Below are 21,982 nucleotides of genomic sequence, written 5' to 3' on the forward strand. Positions count from 1 at the left end.
CATTGCATCGTCAAATGAAAAACACCATGACGTCCAGGTTTGCTGTTTCAGTGGATATCGGTGGCACCTTCACCGACTTCGTCGTGCTCGACCACGAGACACACCGCGTGACCACCGCCAAGGTGCTGAGCACGCCGCCGCGCCCGGAAGAGGCGATCTTCTCGGGCTTCGACCATCTGCGCGATGACGCGCATCTCGATCTCGCCGCTTGCGACGTGTTCCTGCACGCCACCACGGTCATTACCAATGCCGTGATCGAGCGGCGCGGCCACGACTTCATCCTGCTGCATACCGAAGGCTTCGGCACGACGCTGGAGACCGGCCGTGAGCATCGTTACAACGTGTCCAACCTGCGGCTGGCGTTTCCGAAGCCGCTGACGAAGCATCGGCTGAAGGTGCCGGTGCAGGAGCGTGTGGGCTATGACGGCGAAGTCGTGCGGCAGCCCGACAAGGAAGCGCTGCTGGCGGAGGTGCAGCGGCTGGTCGAGGACACCGGCATCCGCAACTTCGCCATCTGTTTCCTGCATGCGTTCCAGAATCCCGCCAACGAACGGCTCGTCGAAGCCTGGCTGCTCGACGCGCTTCCGGATGCGGTGGTGTCGGTGTCCAGCGCGCTCGCGCCGCGTTCCGGCGAATACGAACGCTGGATGACCTGCGCGGTGAACGCGTTCACCAAGCCCTTGCTGGCGCAGTACGTGACGCGTCTGGATGCCGGCGCGCGCGAGAAGGGTTTCGACGGCCGTCTGCTGATGATGACGTCCTCCGGCTTGCCCTTGCCGATCGATCACTGCGTGCGCGCGCCGGTGCGGCTGATCGAATCCGGACCGGCGGCGGGCGTGCTGGCGGCGCGCGAGATCGCCGCGCGCAACGCACCGGACGATGCCGCGCCGGACGCTCACACCGTGCTCGCCTACGACATGGGCGGCACGACCGCGAAGGGCGCGTTCCTGATCGGTGGAAAGGTGGATGTGCAGGCCGGGCTCGAAGTGGCGCGCGAAGGCGCGTTCGAAGCAGGCAGCGGCTTCCCGCTGATGATCCCGGCGCTGGACCTGATCGAGATCGGCGCGGGCGGCGGCAGCATCGCGGAGATCGACGAACGGGGCGCGCTCTCGGTCGGACCGCGCAGCGCGGGCGCGGCGCCGGGACCGGCGTGCTATGCGCGCGGCGGCACCGAAGCCACCGTCACGGACGCGAATCTGTTCCTCGGCTTTCTGGGCGAAGCCAACTTTCGCAACAGCGGCATCGAGGCGACGCGGACGGAAGCGCAGCGGGTCATCGAAGAACGGATCGCGCGCCCGCTCGGGATCGCCGTGGAACGCGCGGCGCTCGGCATCCACCGAACGATCAACGAGAACGTGGCGCGCGCCTTTCGCGTGCATGCGGCGGAACGGGGTGTCGATTACCGGCGGGCCACGCTGGTCTGCACCGGCGGTTCGTCGCCGGTACACGCGCTGCCCATTGCCCGTCTGCTGTCGATCCGACGTGTGATCTTTCCGTTCGCCGCGGGCGTGGCATCGGCGATGGGCCAGTTTGCGAGCAGCGAAGGCATCGTGCTGCAACAGACGCGCAAGATGAACCTCGCGGACGTGGACGATGAAGTGATTCGCCGCGCCGTCGACGCGCTCATTGCCGGCGAGCCGTATGCGCGGCAACTCGTGTCCGGCGGTGCGCAGACCAGCGTGAAGCTCGGCATGCGCTACGAGGGGCAGGATTCCGAGGTGACAGTCGAGATATCCGCTGAAGGACGTTATCTGGATGCGGCCGCGATCCGCACGCGCTTCCTCGCCGCGTACAAGGAAATCTTCGGCCTGAACTTCGCCGACTACGGCATCGAGATCAGCACCTGGGAGGTCGAGGTGTCGATGCCGGAGCAGCTCAAGTCCGTGCGCCGCTTCACCTACGACGCGCTGACACCCGCCGCGCAGCAGGAGAAGGCGCCGCGCGCCTGCTACATCAACGATGGCGAGCGCGACACCTGGACCGACGTGCCCGTGTTCAACCGCTATGCATTGCCGGTCGGCTGGACGCGGACGGGTCCCGCGCTGATCGAGGAGAACGACACGACCCTCTACATTCCCGCTTACGCGCACGCGCGTGTGGCGCCGACGCTGGACCTCATCGCGGAGATCATGCAGTGACAACCCCAATCAACATGGACCCGGTGGATGCCGGCATCATCTGGTCGCGCTTCGTTTCCGTCGCCGACGAAATGGTCTCGGCCATGGAACGCACCGCCTTCTCGACGATGGTGCGGGCCAGCGGCGACTTTTCCTGCATGCTGTTCGACGCGCGCGGCCGTCTGATCGCGCAGGGCGCAACGAGCGTCCCGTCGTTCACCGGCACGGGTCCGAGCACGCTGGGCCACATGCTCGATGCGTTCGATGCAGCCACGCTGCGGGACGGCGACATCATCGTGACGAACGATCCGTGGATCGGCACCGGACATACTTTCGACATCAACGTGATGAAGCCGGTGTTCCATGAGGGCGCGCTCGTCGGATACTGCCTGACCGTGTCGCATCTCGCGGATGTCGGCGGCGTGGGAATGGGTTCGGTCGCGCGCGACGTCTACGAGGAAGGTTTCTCGCTTCCGCCGGTCAAGCTTTACGAGGCAGGCGTGGAGAACCGCTTCGTGATCGAGTTCATCCGGAACAACGTGCGTACCGTCGATTACGTGCTCGGCGATATCTATTGCAATATCGCGGCCTGCAACGTGGGCGCGCAGGGGCTCGTCAGGATTCTCGCGGAGCACGGGCTTGCGACGACGACGGATGCCGCCGACGCCATCTTCGCCCTGACGCGCAAGTCGATCCTCGCGAAGCTCGAATCGATGCCGAAGGGACGCTATGCGGCGACGATCCCGGTCGAGGGCGGCAGCGATTTCCCGGACATCACGCTGGCCGTCGCGGTGACGCTGAGCGACGCGGGCTTTGCCTATGACTTCGCCGGCACGGACCCCGTGGTGGCGCGCGGCGTGAACGTGCCGCTGTGCTACACGCGGGCGTTCTGCTACTTCTGCACCAAGGTGCTGGTGGCGCCCAATATCCCGAACAACCAGGCCATTCTTGACTTCGTCACCATCGATGCCCCGGACAACTGCATCCTGAACGCGCTGCGTCCGAACCCGACCGGCGCGCGCCATGTGTTCGGGCATTTCGTCGGGCCGCTGATCTTCAACGCGCTCGCCGATGCCTTTCCGCACGACGTGCAGGCCGACTCGGGCATGGTGTTCCAGATGAACCTGCGCGGCCAGACGCGCGCGGGCAAGCCGTATTCGTCCATCTACTTCTCGGCGGGCGGCTATGGCGCGCTGCTGGGCTACGACGGTCGCGCGGCACTGCCGGCGCCGGCCAACATCATTGGCGGCTCGGTGGAGTTCTGGGAGCAGCAGATCAGTTGCACGTTCCTGCGCAAGGAGGTGCTGGAGGATACCGGCGGCCCCGGCGAGTATCAGGGCGGCAACGGTCAGGTCTTCGCGATCCGCAACGACACCGGACGGCCGCTCGAAGCGTCGTTCATGGCATCGCGCACGCGCATTGCGGCGAAGGGCTTTGCAGGCGCACAGCCGGGCGCGCACCGGCGGGTGATCGTGGATGGCGTGGAGACCGATCCGAAGGCACGTGTGCTGATTCCGGACGGCGGCATCGTCGAGATTCGCGACGCGGGCGGCGGCGGTTTCGGCGATCCCGCCCGGCGGCCGGTTGCGCGCATTGCAGCGGACCTCGATGCGGGCCTCGTCAGCGCGCAGTTCGTCGCGGCGCATTACCCGCGGCAGGCGCGCGAACTTGCCTGAAGTGACGGCAATGCGCCGATACAATCGGCATGCGGCGCTCCCCCGACAACTCTCGAAGAGGACTCTCATGGAAGGCGTGATCGATCTCGGCGGCAAGCCCTTCAAGCGCCGCTTCGTCCGCAGCGGCGACATCCGCTATCACATGGTGGACGGCGGAACCGGGCCGACGGTCGTGCTCCTCGCCGGCTTCCCGCAGACGGCGTACGCGTGGCGCCGCGTCCAGCCGCTGCTGGCGGGTGCGTACCGCACCATCGCCATCGACCTGCCGGGCCAGGGTTACACCGACAAGCCGATGAGCGGCTACGACACTGAAACCGCCGCGGCCCGCATCCACGACCTGCTGAAGACGCTGGGCGTAGGCCGGCATTTCTATGTGGGGCACGACATCGGCTCGTGGATCGCGTACCCGTATGCACATCACTACGCGGACGATCTCGACGGCATCGTGTTCATCGACGGCAATATTCCGGGCATCACGCTCAAGCCGGAAGTATCGGTGACGGCGCCGTCGAACTGGCGCAGCTGGCATTTCCTGTTCAATGCCGTGGAAGACCTGCCCGAAGCGCTGATTGCGGGCCGTGAGCGCATCCTGATCGAATGGTTCTTCAACCGCAAGACCGCGAACGCGATGGCGACCTTCGAAGCCGCCGATGTCGACGAGTACGTGAAGGCCTATGCGGCGCCCGGCGGGCTGCGCGGCATGCTGGGTTATTACCGCGCTGTCGAGGAAGACATGCGCCAGAACCAGCAATTGTTCGCCAGGCGCATCCGGCCGCCGGTGCTGGCGCTCGGCGGCGACGTCGGCAGCGCGCCGACCATCCACGAACTGATGCAACCGCTGTGCGAGCGGCTTGACGGCGGCGTGATCGAAGCGTGCGGTCATTACATTCCCGAAGAGCAGCCTCAGAAGCTGGCCGACGAGCTGATGCGCTTCTTCAGTCTGTGCCTGGGTCGCTGACTTGAACTGCGTTATGCTGGCCGTCATCGAAAAGCGAAGGACAGTTTCATGACGGCTGAGTCGAGGAAGAAGAACGGCGAACCGGCGGAGTCGGCCGCCGATACGCGCCGCGTACGCTTTCCGCCGCTCAAGTCCCTGATTGCCTTCGAGGCCGCCGCACGTCATGGCAGTTTCACGCAGGGCGCGGACGAAATCGGCATCACGACGTCCGCCGTCAGCCACCATATCCAGCAACTCGAGGACTTCCTCGGCGTGCCGCTGTTCCAGCGCCACGCGGGCCGCGCGGTGCTGACCGTCGCCGGCCGCTCGTACGCGCGCGAACTCGAGAAGGCGTTCGGCCTGATCGCGAACGCGACCAACGCGCTTGCGCCGCAGTCGTGGGGCGGCTATCTGGCGATTGCCGTGCCGAACAGCTTTTCGGTCAAGTGGCTGCAGCCGCGCCTGCAAACCTTCCTGAAGGCCAATCCGCTGTTCCGAGTGCGCCTCGCCACGCTGCATACCCACGAACTCGATTCCAACCGTTACGACATCGCCATCGCGCACGGTCCGCAAACGCCTGGTCTCAAGCTGGCCGAGCCGTTGCTGGTCGAACGGCTGAGGCCGCTGTGCAGTCCGCAACTGGCCCGCGAACTCGCGCTGGAAAGCCCGCGCGATCTCGCCAGGGCGACGCTGATCCATTCGAACAATCCGCTGAACTGGGTGGACTATTTTCGCCGTGTGGGCAATCTCGTCGTCAAGCCGGCGCACGATTTGTGGCTCGACCGTTCGGCCATGGCGATCGAGGCCGCAGTCGAGGGATTGGGCGTGGTGCTGGAGAGCGAGATTCTCGCGGAAGAGGAGTTGCGCGACGGACGGCTGATCGAGCCTTTTCCGGACCCGAAGTACCACGTCGACAATATCTCGTACTACCTGCTGCGGTCGTCGAGCCTGCGCAACTCGGCCGAGGCCGCCGTGTTCGAGAAATGGTTGCGCGTGGAACTGGAGACGGCGAACCTGCGGACGATGTTCTGAGCGCCGCGCTGCTTAGCGTGGTGTAGCCGGGAAGTCGTTGCGCCAGTCGAGGCCCGCGAGCGTCGTCGTACGGGGACGGTATTCGCAACCGATCCATCCGGCATAGGCACTGTCGTCGATGGCGCGCAGGATCGCGTGCCACGGCAGACGGCCGGATCCGGGTTCGTGGCGTCCGGGCAGATCGGCTATCTGGATATGCGCGATGTTTCCCTGATGCGTGGTGAACTCGCGTGCCACGTCTACGCCGCTCATGCCGGCGTGATAGCAATCGAACAGCAGCCTGACATTGCGTTGCAGGAACGCGCTCGCATGGTTGAGACTTTGCAAAAAGTAGCCAGGCACGTCCTGCTGATTAAGGCACTCGAGCACGAAGGTCACGTTTTTTCCCGATGCCCGCGCAGCCGCCCATGCAAGGTTGTCGCGGAAGACCGCTTCGGCTTCTTCTTGTGGGCACGTATCCGGCCGCTTTCCGGCAAGCAGATGGATCAGACCGCAGCCGAGAGCGTCGGCGTAGTCGAGTGCCTGATCGATGCCTTCGCGGAACACATCGACCTGGCCCGGCAGGCACGCATAGCCGTTCGCGCCGGCCGTGCCCGGCTGCGCCGCGGGCGTGTTGATGAGCACCTGGGTCAGGTTCCAGCGTTCGAGTTCGCGTCGAAGGTCGGTCGGATCGAATTCATAGGGCGAAGCGTACTCGACAGCATCGAAGCCTTGCCGCGCCGCCGCTTCGAAGCGTTCCATGAACGGCAGTTCGGTGAACAGCCATTTGAGATTCGCGGCGAAGCGGCGCTTCATGTCAGCCCCACGATCATTTCGACTTCCACTGCCGCGCCATGCGGCAACTGCTGGACGCCGATCGCACTGCGCGCGTGGCGGCCGCGCTCACCGAGGGTATCGATCAGCACGCGTGACGCGCCGTCGATCACCGCGCCTTGCTGCGTGAAATCCGGGGCGGAGGCGACGAATCCCGTGATCTTCACGATCTGAGCCACGCGCGCGTGGCCATCGAGCGCGCGGGCGAGCGCTTCGAGACAGGCCTCCGCGCACAGTGCGGCGGCGCGGCGGGCTTCGTCCACGGACAGGTCGGCGCCGACCTTGCCCGAATACATCACGGCGCCATTCTGGCGCGGCAACTGGCCGCTCACGAACGCGAGGCTGCCGAACACGGTGACGGGCGTGATGAGTGAACTGGGTGTGTGCTGATTGAGGTCCATTGGATCGTGCTTGCGAGTCAGAAGACGGTGAGGCCGAAGCGCGCGTAGGCGTAACGGGCGGTAGCGGAGAACAATGCGTCGACGAACGCGGCACTCGCGGGCAGACCTGCGCTTGCGTCGAACATCGCAACGTCGAAGTCGGTGTAGTGCTGCACCTCTTCAGGCAACGGGCCGGCGAGCGCGATGCCGTCCACCATCGCCAGTTCGCTCATCTGCTGGATCGCGACATCCGCCTCGCCGCGCAAGATGCATTCGCCCGTCAAGCCTTTCTCGATGATGGTTGCGCGCGCATCGACCTGTTCCGCGATGCCCAGTCTCCGAAGCAGCGACGCGAAGTACACGCCGCTCGCGCCCGTGTGCGAGTAGGCGACCGAGCGCGCGTCGAGGAGCAGCGGGCGCAACGCATCGACGTCGTGCAGGGACGGCAGGGCCACGTCTCCGGCAACTGCAACGCCGACGCCGGTCCTGACCAGCGCACGCACGCTCGGCGCGGCGACGATCCTGTCGTGCGCGAGGCCCTGCACGCAGGCGCGCGTCGCGATCAGGACGTCCGCCCGCGTGCCGCCCGAGATGCGCTGTTGCAGCACGTTGGTGGGATCGAAGCGCGCTTGCACTTCGATGTCGTGTTCAGTCTCGAAGGAAGGGATCACCGTATCGACGAGCGCGCGTTTCACGGCCAGCGTGCTCATCAGCGAAATGGAAGAGAAGAGGGACGGACGCATCAGCACGACACGCCAAGCCGTTTCTTCAGATGCGCGATCGCACTGCGCGGCGCCGAAAACACCGGACAAGACGCAACGGACGTGACGGCATCGAGCGCCTGCGCCGTCGAGAAATGCGCGAGCATGATCGCGTCGTAGCCATGCAGGCTCGCAGCCTTGTCCGCGACGAGACGGTTGTGTGTCGCGGCATCGCCGGCGCGCAGATGGTCGATCGCATCGTCCACCACGAACGTCGAGAGCGTCGCGCCCGGATTGCTGCGTTCGGCTTCCTCGAAGAACTCCGCGACCATCGTCGGCAAGGCGGGCGCGAAGGTCGCGAGCATCGCGATGCTTTGACCCTGCGCCAGCGCGTCCGCGAACATCGCAGTGTTCGGCTTGCAGACCGGGATGGGCAACTCGGCGTCCGCTGCCTCGATGGCGGGACCGAAGGCCGAGCAGGTGGCCAGCACGGCATCGGCGCCGGTCTCGCTGCCATAGCGCGCAAGGTTGACGAAGCGCTGCCGCAGCGCACCGTCCAGGTCCCGGCTCTTGCCGCGGGCGGCCGTCAGGCCGTCGTCGAGCAGATTGCTCAGTTTCGCTTCGGGCCAGTCAGCGGCGAACGCGGCCTGAATCGGCGCGATCGCGACGGGCGTTGCGTGCAGAAGCACGATGGAATGGTCGAGTTTCATGGAGGTCGGTGCGCCGTGTGCGGGCGCCGGATCGAGCGTCCGGCAACTCATCCCAGCGTACCGGCCCGCACGCGGCCGCTCAAACTCAAAAAACACAACAGGTGTTGAGTCGATGTCACCGGCGCGAATGCGTCCGTGCTCGACCGCCGTCTCGTGATCGCGGAGGGACCGGGTGCGGCCGAGGCAGGGTGTTGCGTGGGACGTCAGCGCCCTTTTTGTCATGCGACCTTCAACATGCCGCCGCGCCAGGTCCTGTTCAGTTCAGGCGCGTCTCTTCAGCACGCAGCGTCAGGACGCGTACGCCGTTGCGCGTCACCGCGACCGTATGCTCGAATTGCGCGGAGAGCTGACCGTCGCGGGTGAGGACGGTCCAGCCATCCTGCTCGGTCCACACGGCGGAGCGCCCCTGGTTGAGCATCGGTTCGATGGTGAACACCATGCCTTCCTGCAGGCGCAGGCCCGTTCGCGGCCGGCCCCAGTGCAGCACTTGCGGATCTTCATGCATTTCCCTGCCGATGCCATGACCGCAATATTCCCTCACCACCGAATAGCCGTTCCTGCGGGCATGCCGCTCGATCGCATAACCGATGTCACCGAGTGTGGCGCCGGGACGCACCGCCTTGATGCCCTTCCACATGGCTTCGTAAGTCACCTGCACGAGCCGTCTGGCCGGCGCAGCAACGTTGCCGACCAGATAGGTCTTGCTCGAATCCGCGATATAGCCGTTCTTCTCCAGCGTGATGTCGAAGTTGACGATGTCGCCGCTTTGCAGAATCTCCGCGTGGGACGGGACGCCATGGCAGACCACGTCGTTGCGGGACGCGTTGAGCGCGTAGGCATAGCCGTATTGCCCCTTGCTCGCGGGACGTGCGCTCAGTTCATCGACGATGAGGCTGTCCACCAGATCGTTGACCTGCATCGTCGACATGCCGATCAGATCCAGGCTGTTGAGATGGCCGAACACCTGCGCCAGCAGCCTGCCCGACTCGGCGAGCAAGGCGATTTCCTCCGGACGCTTGGTCACGCTGGCGCGACGCCGGCAAGCCCGGCGGACTCCGCGACCACGCCCGCCGCGCGCAATTCCCGCGCGACGATCTCATTGAGCGTCATGGTGGGATTCATCTCGCACAACATGCCGGCCTTGATCCAGAAAGCCGCTTGCGCGTTGATGGACCGGCATGACACGGCGCTCGCCTTGCGGATCTGGTCGTGCAGATCGTCGTCGATATTGACAATGCCCATGTTCCCTCTCCTTATATGAACCATATACGAATCGTATATTGAAGCTAAGGGCAGTGCAAGTCCCGGTAGGACGGCATGCGGCCGCTGGCTAAGATGCTCGCTTTGCCCCCCCTCTCGAGCGTGCATAGCGAACATGAAGGACGAACGTCTCGTCGAAATGAAGATCTTCAAGGCCGTCGCGGAAAGCGGCGGCTTCACCGCCGCTGCGCTCCTGCTCGATCTTCAGCAGCCGTATGTCAGCCGCGCCGTGTCGGCGCTGGAGAAGCGCCTCGGCGTGGCGCTGTTGCGGCGCTCCACGCGCAGTCTTCAGGTGACGCAGGAAGGGCACCAGTACCTCGCGCTGTGCAGGCGCGTGCTCGATGACATCGATACCGCCGAGGCGCAGCTCGCGCGCGCCAGTCAGGACATGACCGGCGGCATCCGCGTGACGGTGGCGACGTCGTTCGGCATGGACCAGATCGTGCCGCTCATTCCGGGGTTTCTCGAACGCTATCCGGGGCTGCGCGTGCGGCTCTCGCTGTCGGACACGCTGGCGGACATCATCGGCGAAGGCTTCGATGTCGCGATACGCATGGGCAGCCTGCAGGACTCGAACCTCGTGAGCCGCAAGCTGTGTCATCTGCAACGTGTGGTCACCGCGTCGCCCTTGTACATTGCGCGGCACGGCGTGCCGTCGGTGCCCGCCGATCTCGCCCGGCACAACTGCCTGATGTGGGAACCGCCGATGGATCATCTGAATCACTGGCCGTTCATGATCGACGGCGAGCGCACCTCCATGCTCATCAACGGCAACTTCCAGACGAGCAGCGGCGTGAGTTCGGTGAACATGTGCCTGGCGGGCGTTGGCATCACGCGCATGGCGGAGCACATGGTGCTGCCGTCGATCCGCAGCAAGATGCTCGTGCCGCTCCTCACCGACTTCCAGCCCAGCGATGAAACCGCCATCTATGCGCTGTATCCGCGCGATGCGTCGCTGCATCCACGGGTGCGGGCGTTCATCGACCATGTGGCGGAGCGGCTCAGGCGGCCGCCGTGGGCCGCCTGAGCGCGAGGCGACGTCAGCGGTCAGCGGTCGTCGAGCGTCTTCGGCAGGCGCATGGTCAAGGCCCCGCCGAGCACGAGAAACGCGGAGATCACGTACATGCCGACCTCCGCGTGCCCGACCATCACGTTGAGCATGCCGACGAGCCAGGGCGACATGAAGCCGGCGATGTTGCCCACCGAATTGATGAACGCGAGCGCGGCGGCCACCGATGCCCCGACGAAGAGACTCGTCGGCAACGCCCAGAACAGCGCAATGCACGAGTAGACACCTGCGGCGGCGACGGAGAGACAGGCTGTCGTCACGAGCGGTCCTGCCGAGAACCACATGCTGGCCGCGAGCCCCGCTGCGCCGATCACCATGAACAGCGCGAAGTGCACGCGGCGGCCGCCGGTGCGGTCGGCGCTGCGGTTCGACACATACAGCGCGATGGCCGCGAAGATGTTGGGCACGGCCGAATAGAGCCCGATGGCGAAGGGATCGATCACGCCGCTGCGCTTGATGAGCGAGGGCATCCAGAAGCCCAGCGCGTAGAGGCCCATGATGAGGCAGAAATAGATGCCGCAGAACTCCCACAGCTTGCGGTTGGAGAGGAACGCGCGCACGCTTGAATGATCGACCTTGCCGGCGTTTTCTGCGCGCAGTTCGGCCAGCACGTTCTGGCGTTCTTCTTCGCTGATCCAGCGGGAGTGCGCGGGATCGTCATCGAGGAAGGCGAGCACGATGAACGCCAGCGCGACCGCCGGAATGGCTTCGATCAGGAACAGCCACTGCCATGCCGCGAGGTGCTCGCTGCCGGAGAAAGTGTGCAGGATATAGCCCGAGATCGGCCCGCCGACGACGAACGCGAGCGGTGCGCCCATCACGTAGATGGACATCGCGCGGCCGCGGTAGCGTGCCGGGAACCAGAGCGTGAGCAGATACATGATGGCGGGCGCGAAGCCGGCCTCCGCCGCGCCGAGCAGAAAGCGCGCGACGTAGAACATGGTGGGCGTCTTGACGAAGATCATCGCCGCCGAGATCACGCCCCAGGTCAGCATGATGCGCGCGATCCACTTGCGTGCGCCTACCTTGCGCATGACGAGATTGCTGGGCACCTCGAAGAAGAAGTAGCCCGCGAAGAAGATGCCCGAGCCGAGGCCGTAGATGGCGTCGTCGAAGTGCAGGGCATCGAGCATCTGCAGCTTCGCGAAGCCCACGTTGACGCGGTCCAGATAGGCGACCAGATAGCAGATCAGCAGCAGCGGCAAGAGCCGCCAGTAGGCGCGGTAATACGTGCGGCTCGTGTCTGTCTGCCGGACGGTGTCTTCACCATAGAGCGCTTCCATGCATGTCTCCGATATAAGTTTTCTCGAGCGCTTTCGTGCGGCATGGGCGACGTGCAGGTTCGCTCATGCCGCCGATGTACTGGGGGAACGCCGGTGTGTCAGTCGAGGTAGTCGGGCTCCTGCTCGTTGATCTCGTAAAGCATGGTCTGGAAGTGCAGCCAGCTGATGAACGAATTGCCCAGATGCTGATGCGAATATTCCGCGAAGGTCGGATCGATCTGCACCGGGCGCGATTCGGTCGCGTCCATCAGCAACTGCATCCTGCAGCAGTGATCGAGCGCGATGAAGGTCCATACCGCGTCGTCGATGCTGTGGCGGCTCGCCGTCAGCAGGCCGTGGTTCTGGTGAATGATGGCCTTGTGATCGTGGAAGGCGCGCGCGATCGGACTGCCCGATTCGTCCGCCACCGGCACCTTGCCCGCGCCGTCGCGCACCACGGCATGGCTGCCGTAGAACATGCAGGCATCCTGCGTCACGTAATCGAGCGGCTTGCCCATCGCGGCCCACGCATCGCCGTGGACGGTGTGCGCATGGCATGAGCCGATGATGTCGGGGTTATCGGCGTGGATCGCGGAATGCAGCACGTAGCCCGCGCGATTCACCGCATATTGGCCTTCGATCACCGTGCCCGTGTGATCGACGAGGACGAGTTGCGAGGTCTTCGTGCGCGACCACGGCACGCACATCGGGTTGGTCCAGAAGAGTTCGGGGTGTTCGGGATCGCGCACCGTCAGATGGCCGCCGAAGCCGAAACTGAAGCCGTGCCGGGCGAAGATCCGGCACCCGGCGGCGAGATGTTCCTTGCGATAACGGCGCTCCTCGGCGGAACTGGCGAAGCTGGGTTCCTGCGGGAAGATCAGGCCGTTTTGCGTGGGGCTGTAGATCGAATCCTTGGCGTCCATCAGCATCGATACGTCTCCTCGTGTGGGGTGAGGAGCCAGTATAGGAGCGGAGTTTCGAGGGATTCAGGGGGCGGGAGGAATAGGTTTTATGCAGCAGCGTGGTGGTGGAAAACCCTGAGGCAGGGCGATGTGAGCAGGCGCGGCGGCCGCCAGGAGGGGCGCCTAGTCCTCGGCCTGATACGAGAACCCGTGACCTTCCGGCATGCAGGCAACGATGTTCTCCACCGCCTCCAATGTCCGGTTGCCCCACTGGTTCGTGAGCGCGTAGGTCATGCCGCCGACGTGGAAGAGTTCAGCGTCCGCGCAGAAGAAGCGTCCGGATTGCCGGGTCGGAAAAGCGGCCATCAATTCCTGTCCCGACAGTCGACCCTTCGCGCTGAGGAACATGCTGCTTTCTTTCCAGGGCACGGCATGACCGATCCGCTCGGGCGCGATGCCGTGCTGGATCGCCTCATTCACCGTGCGGTACATCAGCCAGCGCCTAGGCAAGCGCTCGAAGACTTCACCTGACTGGCTCCGTACACGGAAGCGCGTGAAATCGCGGCCGCTCGTTTCGACAGCCACGGCCTCGAGCGTCTTGTCGCGAATGGCGATCTGGAATTCGGCTGCCTCCGGAAGCGGCAATACCTGCTCCACGTCCAGCAGGATGCCGTGATTGAACGCATAGGGAACGGCCTTCACGCAGGTCACGCTCAGTCCCTGCGCGTTCAGCCACAACACCGTGGACGTGATCTCCCGTGAAAAATTCATCGACACGAGGACGATACGCACCTGTCCCACCAGCGATACGGGTCCCTCCGGTATCGACAGGAATTGCCTGATCGCGGTCTCCGCGTTCCCGCACGGCAGGGAACGCGACAGAAGATACTGCCGGTGAGCGGTCACCGCTTGCTCGAAGCGCATGGTGGACACCATTGCCGCATAGCGCAGCGCCTGGAGTTCCATATGACCGCCGTCGTCGCTGCGTTTCAGTTCGACCACCACGAGATGCGCTTCCCGGTCGATGCACAGCAGATCGATGCGTCGCTTGCTGTCTTCCCAGTCGCCGTATTCTTCGGCAAGCACCATCAGGTCGGGAGATATCGCGTCGATGTGATCGCGCAGCACGCGCTGCATGTCCTGCCGTTCGCGCAAGTTCAAGTCGGCGTAGGTGGAAGCCGGCAATGCGGCTAATGCGTCGGTGGTTAATTCGTAGAGGGCCATGGAGCGGACGATACTCACTGAATACGTTCGAAACGCAAGATAAGTGATGCGGACGATGCGCCAGGTATCGTCAGCAGCGACGTGAACATGCAAAGGCTGAAGCGAGTGCGCGGGCACGGTTCGAGGCATCCGCGCGACGCGATCATATCAACGAGAATCCTGCTCTTTGCCAAGCAGATCGCCTCCAGGCGGCGCACACCATAAACCGCTAAGCTGACCTCTCCCGCTCAAGCACCGGACCGTGCCATGAACCTGCGACCCTTCACCATCGCCATTCCCGATGCCCAGATCGACGATCTCAAACAGCGCCTGCGCCAGACCCGCTGGCCATCCTTCCTCGACGCGGACGATTGGGAAGACGGCACGAGCCTCACGTATCTGCAACGCCTCACGAACCGCTGGCTCAACGATTTCGACTGGCGCGCCCAGGAAGCGCGCCTGAACCGTCTGCCGCAGTTCCAGGCGAGCATCGACGGCCAGGACATTCACTTCGTTCATCAGCCTGGCCGAGGCCCCGCGCCCATGCCGCTCATCCTGACGCATGGCTGGCCCGGTTCCTTCATCGAAATGGAGCAAATCATTCCGCTGCTGACCGATCCCGCTGCGCACGGCGGCAATGCGGCCGATGCGTTTCACGTCGTCGTGCCATCGCTGCCGGGTTTCGGTTTTTCCGCGCCGCCCGCCGGTCCGGGTTGCAGTGCGCGCCACATCGCCGGACTATGGCGCGGGCTGATGAACGCGCTCGGCTACGAACGCTTCGGCACGCAAGGCGGTGACATCGGCGCAACGGTTTCCTTGTGGCTGGCGCGCCGTTTCCCGGAGGAAGTCATCGGCGCGCATGTCAATTACATTCCCGCCAGTTTCCGCCCGGCAATGGGCCCGAGCCTGCCCCCTCCGAGCGCGGACGAACAGGCCTATCTCGACACGGTCGCCACATGGGCCTCGGCGGAAGGCGCGTATGCGGCCTTGCAAGGCACGAAGCCGCACACGCTGAGCTTTGCCATGACCGACTCTCCCGTGGGCCTCGCCGCGTGGGTCGTGGAGAAGTTCCGGACCTGGAGCGATTGCGACGGCGACATCGAACGCGCACTCGCCCTGGACGACGTGCTGACCGACGTGTCCATCTACTGGTTCGGCCACATGCTCGATGCGTCGTATCGCATCTACAAGGAGAACCGCCGTCAGCCGCTGAGTTTCGCTCCGTCCGAACGCGTTTCGACACCGCTTGGCGTCGCGCTGTTTCCGCGCGAGTTGCCGATGCCGCCGCGCTCGTGGCTCGAACGCGTTTTCGATGTGCACCGCTGGAACGCCATGCCGCGCGGCGGACACTTCGCGGCGCTGGAACAGCCGGACCTGCTCGCGGAGGAGATCCGCGCATTCTTCAGGCCGTTGCGCGCGAAGTGAGCGGGCGCAGCGCGAGCGGCTTTACATTTCACCCGGTTTCTCCTTTCATTCATGTCGGAGCGTCGCCTCCGGCGGACGCGGCGCGCGTCGCATGACGCGCTCACTGACAAGGAGAAGGGCATGGCCAGGTCGCAACGCACGCAAGCCCCAGCCCGGAAGACTCGGCCCGCCGCGAAGACGTCTGCCCGCAGCAAGACCGGCGATATCGAACGCATCAAGCGCCTGATTCGCGCCCAGGGCGAAGCGCTGCTTCAGCGGCCGAACGTGACCAGTGTCGGTATCGGCATGAAGCAGGTCGGCGGCAAGACCACCAATGTGCCGGCGCTGCAATTCACCGTCGAGCAGAAACTGGCGCCCGAAGCGCTCGAGGCCCGCGCCATTGCGCCGCTGCCCGAAAGCATCGAGTTCGAAGGACGCCGCATTCCGGTCGACATCCTGCAACGCAGCTATGTGCCGACCTTCAAGGTGGTGCAGCTCGAAGCCAAGCCGGCGCGCAAGGCGCGTCAAGATCCGGTTCGCGGCGGCATCAGCATTGGCCATATCCGCTCCACCGCCGGGACGCTCGGGACCATTGTGCGCGATGTCGCGACGGCCCAGCCGCTGATCCTCAGCAACTGGCACGTGCTGAGCGGAGCGTCCGGCGCGCCGGGCGACACGATCGTGCAGCCGGGCCCGTTCGACGACGACCGCCTCGCGCAGAACGCCGTCGGCAAGCTGGTGAGAAGTCATCTCGGCATTGCGGGCGACTGCGCGGTGGCGAGCATCGAGAATCGCCAGTTCGATACCCGCCTGCTCGAACTCGATATCGCGGTGGCGAACATCGGCAAGGCCGAACTGGGCGATCTCGCCGTCAAGAGTGGCCGCACGACGGGCGTGACGTATGCCACGGTCACGCGCATCGAAGCGCTCTTCAAGATGACCTATGAAGGCGTCGGCGAAAAGGCGGTCAGCGGTTTCGAGCTGGAGCCATCGCCCGCGCATCCGGCGCCGGATCACCAGATCTCCAAGGGCGGCGATTCGGGTTCGGTCTGGATGGCGGTCAATCCGAAAACCGGCAAGGTGACGGACACGCTGCTCGGACTGCACTTCGGCGGCGAAGCGGACGGCTCGGCAAGCGACTGCGCGCTCGCCTGCAATGCGTATGCGGTCTTTCAGAAACTCGAGATCGCGCCCTGGACGGGCGAACCGGCGCCACAGGCCGTGGCACGAAAAAGGCCGCCGCATGACAGCCCGCTGCGCACCGGTTTCGACTCCGGCTTCCTTGCGTTCGCCGTGCCGAGGCCCACCTTCCTGAAACGAGTCGAGGCGGATCTGCGCGGCCTGGCAGGACAGGATTCGATCGACTACTGCCATTTCACCGCGTGGCTCTCCGCGTCGCGCAAGCTGCCGTTGTGCTGCGCGTGGAACATCGACGGCGGCGCTAAAAAATCGATCGACCGGAAAGGCCTCCGGTTCGTCAAGGACGAGCGCGACGGTCTCGATGCCTTCCAGGTCGGCGATGAACTGTACCGTCATAACGACATCGACCGCGGCCATCTCGCGCGCCGCGACGATCTCGTATGGGGCAGCCTTGAGGAAGCGCGGCAGGCGAATCAGGACAGTTTCTTCTTCACCAACATGACGCCGCAGCATCGCGCGTTCAACCAGTCGAAGCTGAACGGCAAGTGGGGACTGCTGGAGAACGCCGTGCTCGAAGACGTCGTGCTGCACAAGCTGCGCGTGAGCCTGATGGGCGGCCCCGTGCTCGATCCCGACGACGCCGCTTACCGGGGCGTGCAGCTTCCCCGGCAATTCTGGAAAGCCGTCTTCTTCACCGACGACGACGACCACGCCAACAAGGCCCGCGCATTCCTGCTGACGCAGGACGATCTGCTCAAGACACTCAAGCCCGAAGCGCTCGAACTCGGCGAGTTTCGCTGGTATCAGGTGCCGCTCGGCAAGATCGAAACGCTGACGGGCCTGCGCTTCGGCCGCGCGTTGCATCGGATCGACACGCTGTTTCCGGAACGTGCGGGCGAACCGGCCATACTCATCGAAGGCAGCAACTTCTTCAGATGATGGCGCTCATTTCGGCATTGGCGTGAAGGTGCAGCCGGGCGTGCTCCGATCACGGCAGCACGCTTGCAGCGCGGCGATGGAGTCGTGATGCGCGGCTTTCCACTGGGCTTCGCTCAGGTTGGTGTCCGTGGGCATCCAGTGGCTCAACGGAAAGCGGTCGGCAAGCGTGCCGTTGCCCGGCGCGTGCGCGCCCGCCGAGAGGCCGAGAAAGACCTCGCACGTCTGCTTCGTGCCGATCCGATGGCAGCCGACGCAGGTATTGCCCGGCGTGGTCATCGTCTTCAGACGCTCCATCTGGAAGGCCGGTCCGATGCTCGAATACTTGCCCCAGGGATCGGTCGGCACCTTGTCCCACACCTGCGCGATGAACGGGCTCATGATGAACGGCCCGGCATCGTGGCATGCAATGCAGTTGGGCTTCTTCGCGGCCAGCTTGTCCGGCGTCTGCCAGAATTCGACCGCGGCAAGCTTCTCCGCAGGCGGCATCTTCTCGTCGGGCGGCGGGACGCGCGACGTGTCCCAGCCGGCATTCGGATCGGGCGGATCCTTCGAGGCAAACCAGCACGTCTTGCCGTTCCCCGTGTGATGCAGCACGATCACGACCTCGTCGAAACGGGCGGCAACCGTGTTGCGAAGATCGTTCTTGCGGCAGTAGGCGGAAATCTGCGTCGCGCCGCGCGACAGATCGAGAATCCGCGCGCCTGGCAGGCACTGCTGCGCTTTGTCATCCTGAGGATAAAGCAGCGACGGGCGGTCGCAACGCGCGGGATGTTCGTCCGGCCCGATCCGCCTGCCGTCGACGGTGATGGGTATCTCGGTGCCGCTGGCGCAATCGAATGGCGGAATCGTGCCGATGTCCCGCGAACACTGTGCGCCATAGTCGAGGATGCTCTGCGGCTGCGGCGGCGCCGCTTCAACGGCAAGCACCACGGCCAGCGCAGCGATGACAAGCAAGCGTCTCATGATCCCGCTCCGCCCTTGAGCTTCGCTTGCGCGACCCGGCGGATCGCTTCCTTGTATCTGACGTAACCGGTGCACCGGCACAGGTTGCCGCCGACCCAGGTATCGATCGCGTCGTCGATCCGTTCGGCGGACGCGCCGTACTGGCCGAGATGCTCCAGCATGGCCGTCGCGGCCATCAGGAAGCCGGGCGTGCAGTAGCCGCACTGGAACGCGAACGCTTCCAGAAAACTCTGCTGAAGCGGCGCGAGCCGGTTGCCCTGCGCCAGGCTCTCGACCGTATAGACGTGCTGGTTCGCAAGCGTGCTGACAGTGGTGACGCACGCAAGCGTTTTCTCCAGCAGCGCATCGGGCCGGTTGCGGATGCCGACCGTGCACGCACGGCACACGCCGATTCCGCAACAGACCTTCGTGCCGGTCAGGTCGAGGCGCTCGTGCAGATAATCGGCGAGGCTCATGTCGGCATCGTCGGCGCTGACGGTGAGCGCCTGGCCGTTCACGTGCAGCCTGATGACCGCGCCGTTCACTTGAGCGCCTCGCGGATCACTGCCGGCGTCACCGGCGTCTGCCTGAAGCGATGTCCCGTCGCCATGGCGAGCGCGTTGAGCAGGGCGGGCGCGATCGGGCACATGACCGCTTCGCCGATGCCGCGCGCCGTGTGTTGCTGGCCGTCATCCGGCGGATCGAGCGTATGGAGTTCCTGCTCGGGCGCTTCCTGCATGCTCATGATCCGGTACCGGTCCAGATTCCATGTGCCGTTGCCCGGGCCGTCCGGTCCCGGACGACAGGCTTCGCTCAGCACGTTGCTGAGGGCCATCGCCACCGCGCCGTGTGACTGTCCGCTGACGATCTCCGGACACAGGAGCCGCCCGGCGCTCAGCGTACTCACGACCTGCTCGACCTTCACGCGGCCCGTTTGCGCATCCACCGCCACGGACACGAGCGCCGCCGCCGGCGCATAGTTGGTTCGCCCATAGCCGACGATGATCTCCTTCGGCTCATGCAGCACGCCGTGCGTCACGGGGCGCAGTTCGCTCACGCTCGGCCCGGTGGCGATGAAGTCGCAGTCCATCAGGGTCACGCCCGACTGGAAGACATAGTTGCTCTTCCAGAAGTCGCCGGCATAGGTGAGATGGGTTGCGGCAACGGTATGCAGGCGCTGGCGGTTGATGGCATCGAGCAGCCGGGACCAGGTCAGCGGCTCGTGCCCCGGCGCAGTGAGATTGCCGTCGATCCATTTCAGGTCGCCGGGCTGGACCTTGTCATCGCGCCAGATCGCGCGGGCGGCCGGCAGGACGCTCTGGAGCATCAAGGTCAACGCCGCGCGATCGACCGCCTGAACGTGATGGAACGCGCCGAGGCACGCACTCGACGAACCGAACGGCCCGGACAGCCCTTTGACATTGCGGAACTTGCTCCACACGCCAGACTGGCTGGCATCGTAATCCTTGATGGCCAGGAAGACGGCCGCGTCGCTCATCCTGATCTGTTGCGCATTGCGGCCGAGATGCCGGGCCGGCGCGAGCGCCAGCGTGGTGGCCGCGCCGTTGCCCATGTCGGTGTAGTGCGTCACGACGCGCACGCCCGTCGTCTGGCCGATTTCCACCAGCGCGAACACGCCATCCTTCGCCGTGCCATAGGCTTGATTGGACATGGCGAAGCCGACGCCATAGCGCAACCCGTCCTTCGCTCGCTCGCTGCGGGTGCGCATGCGCCCGGTCCAGAGCGGATGCGTTTCCAGCCGCTTCAGATGCTGGTTCAACTGGAGATCGAACAGGATCTTGCCGCCCGTGATGGTCCGGCTGCCCGGCGTGCCGAGCAGGTTCATGCGCCGGATCTCGAACGGAGATTTGCGAAGCGCGCGGGCCGCTTCGTCGAGCAGGGTCTCGATGGCGATGAAGGCTTGCGGGCCGCCGAAGCCACGCTGCGAGCCGCCATAGATTTCCGGCGAGAAGAAGGTGACGCCCTCGGCGCTGGCACGCGGAATGTCGTAGCAGCTCATCGCGCTCATCGCCGCAAGGTCGCCGACCGCGCCCGTCAGGTTCTGCCTGCCGCCGGAGTTGAGCAGGAAGCGGCTGCTGAGCGCCTGGATCCGGCCGCCATGATCGAGCCAGATCGATTCCTCGAATCTCGTCTCGGTGCGCTTCAGGCCCACTTGAAACTGTTCGTAGCGCGACAGCTGCCAACGCAAGGGCGCCTTGGCGAAGCGCGCGGCGAGGCCGAGATACGCGGGAAACGGCGACTTGTCGCGCCCGCCGAAGCCGCCGCCCGGATAACAGGCAATGATGTCGACGCGGTCGAGCGGGAGGTCGCTGGGCTTCAGCAGATCGGTGACGCTGAAACCATCGTCACGTGGCGATTGCGTGCCCAGCACCATCTTCATGACGCGCGTGTCCGGGTCGAACCAGGCGAGGCCCGATTCCGGTTCCATGAACACCGGATCCATCGCGGGGGTCTGGAAGATGTGTCCGTCCGAGGTGCCGAATTGCAGCCATTTCCCTTGCCGGACCCGATCCCGGGCCAGGTCGAGGATGCCCGCGCGTTCGTCACGCGCGACCGCCTTGAATGCCTGCGTCGGATTGCCGTTATTGTCCGGCTGCATGTTGGTGTTCCAGAAGCCGTGTTCGTCGTTCCGGACGTAGATCTTGCTGTTCTTGAAGACATCCGAATCCAGCGTCGGATAGGGCGTGACGGCACCGGGTTTCGTTGCGCCGTAGCGGATGACGGCCGGATTGAAGTCGAGGATCTTCTTCGCCCGGCGATAGATGTCGAAGTTATCGAAGATCAGCAACGCGACCGGCTGTCCATAGCATCCCGCCGTCGCGGATCGTTGCGCGAACAACTCGGCGGCGGGATGACCGATGCCGCTGCTGTCGGCGGAGGCCGGTATGTTGTGTTGTGCAAGCGTCTCGCTGGTGATGATCACGGCCGGCTTCAGCGCGCGAGGCAACATGCTCAGGTCGATATCGTCGATGACCTGATCGATGCGGTCGCAGCGCAGCGCGTACAGCCAGTTCTCCTGCTTCGGCCAGCCAGCGAAGTCGGCGGCCTTGAAGTCGCGCGCATAGACCTTCGCGCCCGTGACCTTGCTCACGCCCTCGATCCGCCAGCGTGCCTTGCCGGGTTCGGGCGCCCAGTCGGGGTTGCCGGCAGCGACGGGCCAGGCGTTGTCGGCGGTGCGTGGCGGCGCGTCGTCGACGGCCTGCGTCGCGCAACCCTCCATCAGCGACGCGATGCCGCTGACCGTGACCGTCGCGGCGCTGCCGCCGACAGCCTTGAGGAAGGCCCGCCGTGTAACCGGAAATCGACCGTCCATGCTGCCCTCGACACAGGGTGGTTAGCAACCGCAAGGATGGGCCTGCACGATAGCCGTTCGTGCAGCGGCGACTTCAGCTTCTACTGCTCAGGAAAGCGCGCAATGCGCGCGGTGTCGGGATGGATGTCGGTTAGATATGAAGCTAGGCGATGACCCGTCTC

19 protein-coding genes are annotated in these 21,982 nt (G+C 64.9%); 7 read left to right on the forward strand and 12 right to left on the reverse strand.

The genetic code is table 11. The features are described from left to right. Window positions 1-26: 26 nt before the first annotated feature. From QCE88_RS20050 to QCE88_RS20065, 4 genes are all read left to right on the forward strand, one after another. The gene (locus QCE88_RS20050; protein ID WP_309905330.1) at window positions 27-2,138 is read left to right on the forward strand and encodes a hydantoinase/oxoprolinase family protein; all 2,112 of its coding nucleotides are present in this window, start codon (window positions 27-29) and stop codon (window positions 2,136-2,138) included. Next, the gene (locus QCE88_RS20055) at window positions 2,135-3,793 is read left to right on the forward strand and encodes a hydantoinase B/oxoprolinase family protein (protein ID WP_309905332.1); all 1,659 of its coding nucleotides are present in this window, start codon (window positions 2,135-2,137) and stop codon (window positions 3,791-3,793) included. Before QCE88_RS20050 ends, QCE88_RS20055 begins: the two co-directional genes overlap by 4 nt. Before the next feature lie 67 nt (window positions 3,794-3,860). Next, window positions 3,861-4,751, forward strand: coding sequence for an alpha/beta hydrolase (locus tag QCE88_RS20060; protein ID WP_309905334.1), 891 nt, complete (start codon window positions 3,861-3,863; stop codon window positions 4,749-4,751). Between the two features lie 48 nt (window positions 4,752-4,799). Beyond that, window positions 4,800-5,762: a LysR substrate-binding domain-containing protein gene (locus QCE88_RS20065; RefSeq protein WP_309905336.1), complete on the forward strand. Its 963-nt coding sequence runs from the start codon at window positions 4,800-4,802 to the stop codon at window positions 5,760-5,762. A 12-nt stretch (window positions 5,763-5,774) separates the two neighbouring features. On the opposite strand, the gene QCE88_RS20070 is transcribed toward QCE88_RS20065, so the two are convergent. The 6 genes from QCE88_RS20070 to QCE88_RS20095 all read right to left on the reverse strand — a co-directional run bounded on the left by QCE88_RS20070 (window position 5,775) and on the right by QCE88_RS20095 (window position 9,608). Next, a complete protein-coding gene (locus QCE88_RS20070) occupies window positions 5,775-6,557 on the reverse strand; it encodes a TIM barrel protein (RefSeq protein WP_309905339.1) in 783 nt (260 codons plus the stop codon). Further along, window positions 6,554-6,976, reverse strand: a complete 423-nt coding sequence (locus tag QCE88_RS20075; protein ID WP_309905341.1) for a RidA family protein — start codon at window positions 6,974-6,976, stop codon at window positions 6,554-6,556. The genes QCE88_RS20070 and QCE88_RS20075 overlap by 4 nt, the downstream gene beginning before the upstream one ends. 17 nt (window positions 6,977-6,993) lie before the next feature. Then, on the reverse strand, window positions 6,994-7,698 hold the full coding sequence (locus tag QCE88_RS20080) for a substrate-binding domain-containing protein (protein WP_309905342.1): 705 nt from the start codon (window positions 7,696-7,698) through the stop codon (window positions 6,994-6,996). After that, complete coding sequence (locus QCE88_RS20085; protein WP_309905344.1) at window positions 7,698-8,366, reverse strand: arylsulfatase; 669 nt, start codon at window positions 8,364-8,366, stop codon at window positions 7,698-7,700. Before QCE88_RS20085 ends, QCE88_RS20080 begins: the two co-directional genes overlap by 1 nt. A gap of 256 nt (window positions 8,367-8,622) precedes the next feature. Then, window positions 8,623-9,390, reverse strand: coding sequence for a type I methionyl aminopeptidase (map, locus tag QCE88_RS20090; RefSeq protein ID WP_309905346.1), 768 nt, complete (start codon window positions 9,388-9,390; stop codon window positions 8,623-8,625). After that, entirely contained in the window at window positions 9,387-9,608 is a 222-nt protein-coding gene (locus QCE88_RS20095; RefSeq protein ID WP_309905348.1) for a ParD-like family protein, read from the reverse strand. Before QCE88_RS20095 ends, map begins: the two co-directional genes overlap by 4 nt. Window positions 9,609-9,741: 133 nt before the next feature. On the opposite strand from QCE88_RS20095, the gene QCE88_RS20100 reads away from it, so the two are divergent. Then, window positions 9,742-10,653, forward strand: a complete 912-nt coding sequence (locus QCE88_RS20100; RefSeq protein ID WP_309905350.1) for a LysR family transcriptional regulator — start codon at window positions 9,742-9,744, stop codon at window positions 10,651-10,653. Between the two features lie 20 nt (window positions 10,654-10,673). Here QCE88_RS20100 and QCE88_RS20105 read toward each other — a convergent pair whose 3' ends face one another. The 3 genes from QCE88_RS20105 to QCE88_RS20115 form a co-directional block, all read right to left on the reverse strand. After that, entirely contained in the window at window positions 10,674-11,978 is a 1,305-nt protein-coding gene (locus QCE88_RS20105; protein WP_309905353.1) for an MFS transporter, read from the reverse strand. Between the two features lie 98 nt (window positions 11,979-12,076). Next, window positions 12,077-12,886 (reverse strand): class II aldolase/adducin family protein, encoded by an 810-nt coding sequence (locus tag QCE88_RS20110; protein WP_309905355.1) that lies wholly within the window; start codon window positions 12,884-12,886, stop codon window positions 12,077-12,079. Between the two features lie 156 nt (window positions 12,887-13,042). Further along, the gene (locus QCE88_RS20115) at window positions 13,043-14,101 is read right to left on the reverse strand and encodes a hypothetical protein (RefSeq protein WP_309905357.1); all 1,059 of its coding nucleotides are present in this window, start codon (window positions 14,099-14,101) and stop codon (window positions 13,043-13,045) included. Window positions 14,102-14,329: 228 nt separating this feature from the next. Here QCE88_RS20115 and QCE88_RS20120 point away from each other — a divergent pair, with 228 nt between their 5' ends. Both QCE88_RS20120 and QCE88_RS20125 read left to right on the forward strand, forming a co-directional pair. After that, entirely contained in the window at window positions 14,330-15,487 is a 1,158-nt protein-coding gene (locus tag QCE88_RS20120; protein WP_309905359.1) for an epoxide hydrolase, read from the forward strand. Window positions 15,488-15,607: 120 nt separating this feature from the next. Further along, on the forward strand, window positions 15,608-17,545 hold the full coding sequence (locus QCE88_RS20125; RefSeq protein ID WP_309905361.1) for a DNA/RNA non-specific endonuclease: 1,938 nt from the start codon (window positions 15,608-15,610) through the stop codon (window positions 17,543-17,545). Window positions 17,546-17,551: 6 nt separating this feature from the next. On the opposite strand, the gene QCE88_RS20130 is transcribed toward QCE88_RS20125, so the two are convergent. From QCE88_RS20130 to QCE88_RS20140, 3 genes are read right to left on the reverse strand one after another with little or no spacing between them, the layout of a single operon-like run. Continuing rightward, window positions 17,552-18,508, reverse strand: a complete 957-nt coding sequence (locus QCE88_RS20130) for a hypothetical protein (RefSeq protein ID WP_309905363.1) — start codon at window positions 18,506-18,508, stop codon at window positions 17,552-17,554. After that, window positions 18,505-19,032, reverse strand: a complete 528-nt coding sequence (locus tag QCE88_RS20135; protein ID WP_309905366.1) for a 2Fe-2S iron-sulfur cluster-binding protein — start codon at window positions 19,030-19,032, stop codon at window positions 18,505-18,507. The genes QCE88_RS20130 and QCE88_RS20135 overlap by 4 nt, the downstream gene beginning before the upstream one ends. Continuing rightward, on the reverse strand, window positions 19,029-21,821 hold the full coding sequence (locus QCE88_RS20140; protein ID WP_309905368.1) for a molybdopterin cofactor-binding domain-containing protein: 2,793 nt from the start codon (window positions 21,819-21,821) through the stop codon (window positions 19,029-19,031). Before QCE88_RS20140 ends, QCE88_RS20135 begins: the two co-directional genes overlap by 4 nt. Window positions 21,822-21,982 lie beyond the last annotated feature (161 nt).

It is taken from the genome of Caballeronia sp. LZ035, assembly GCF_031451175.1.
Classification (GTDB): Bacteria; Pseudomonadota; Gammaproteobacteria; order Burkholderiales; family Burkholderiaceae; genus Caballeronia.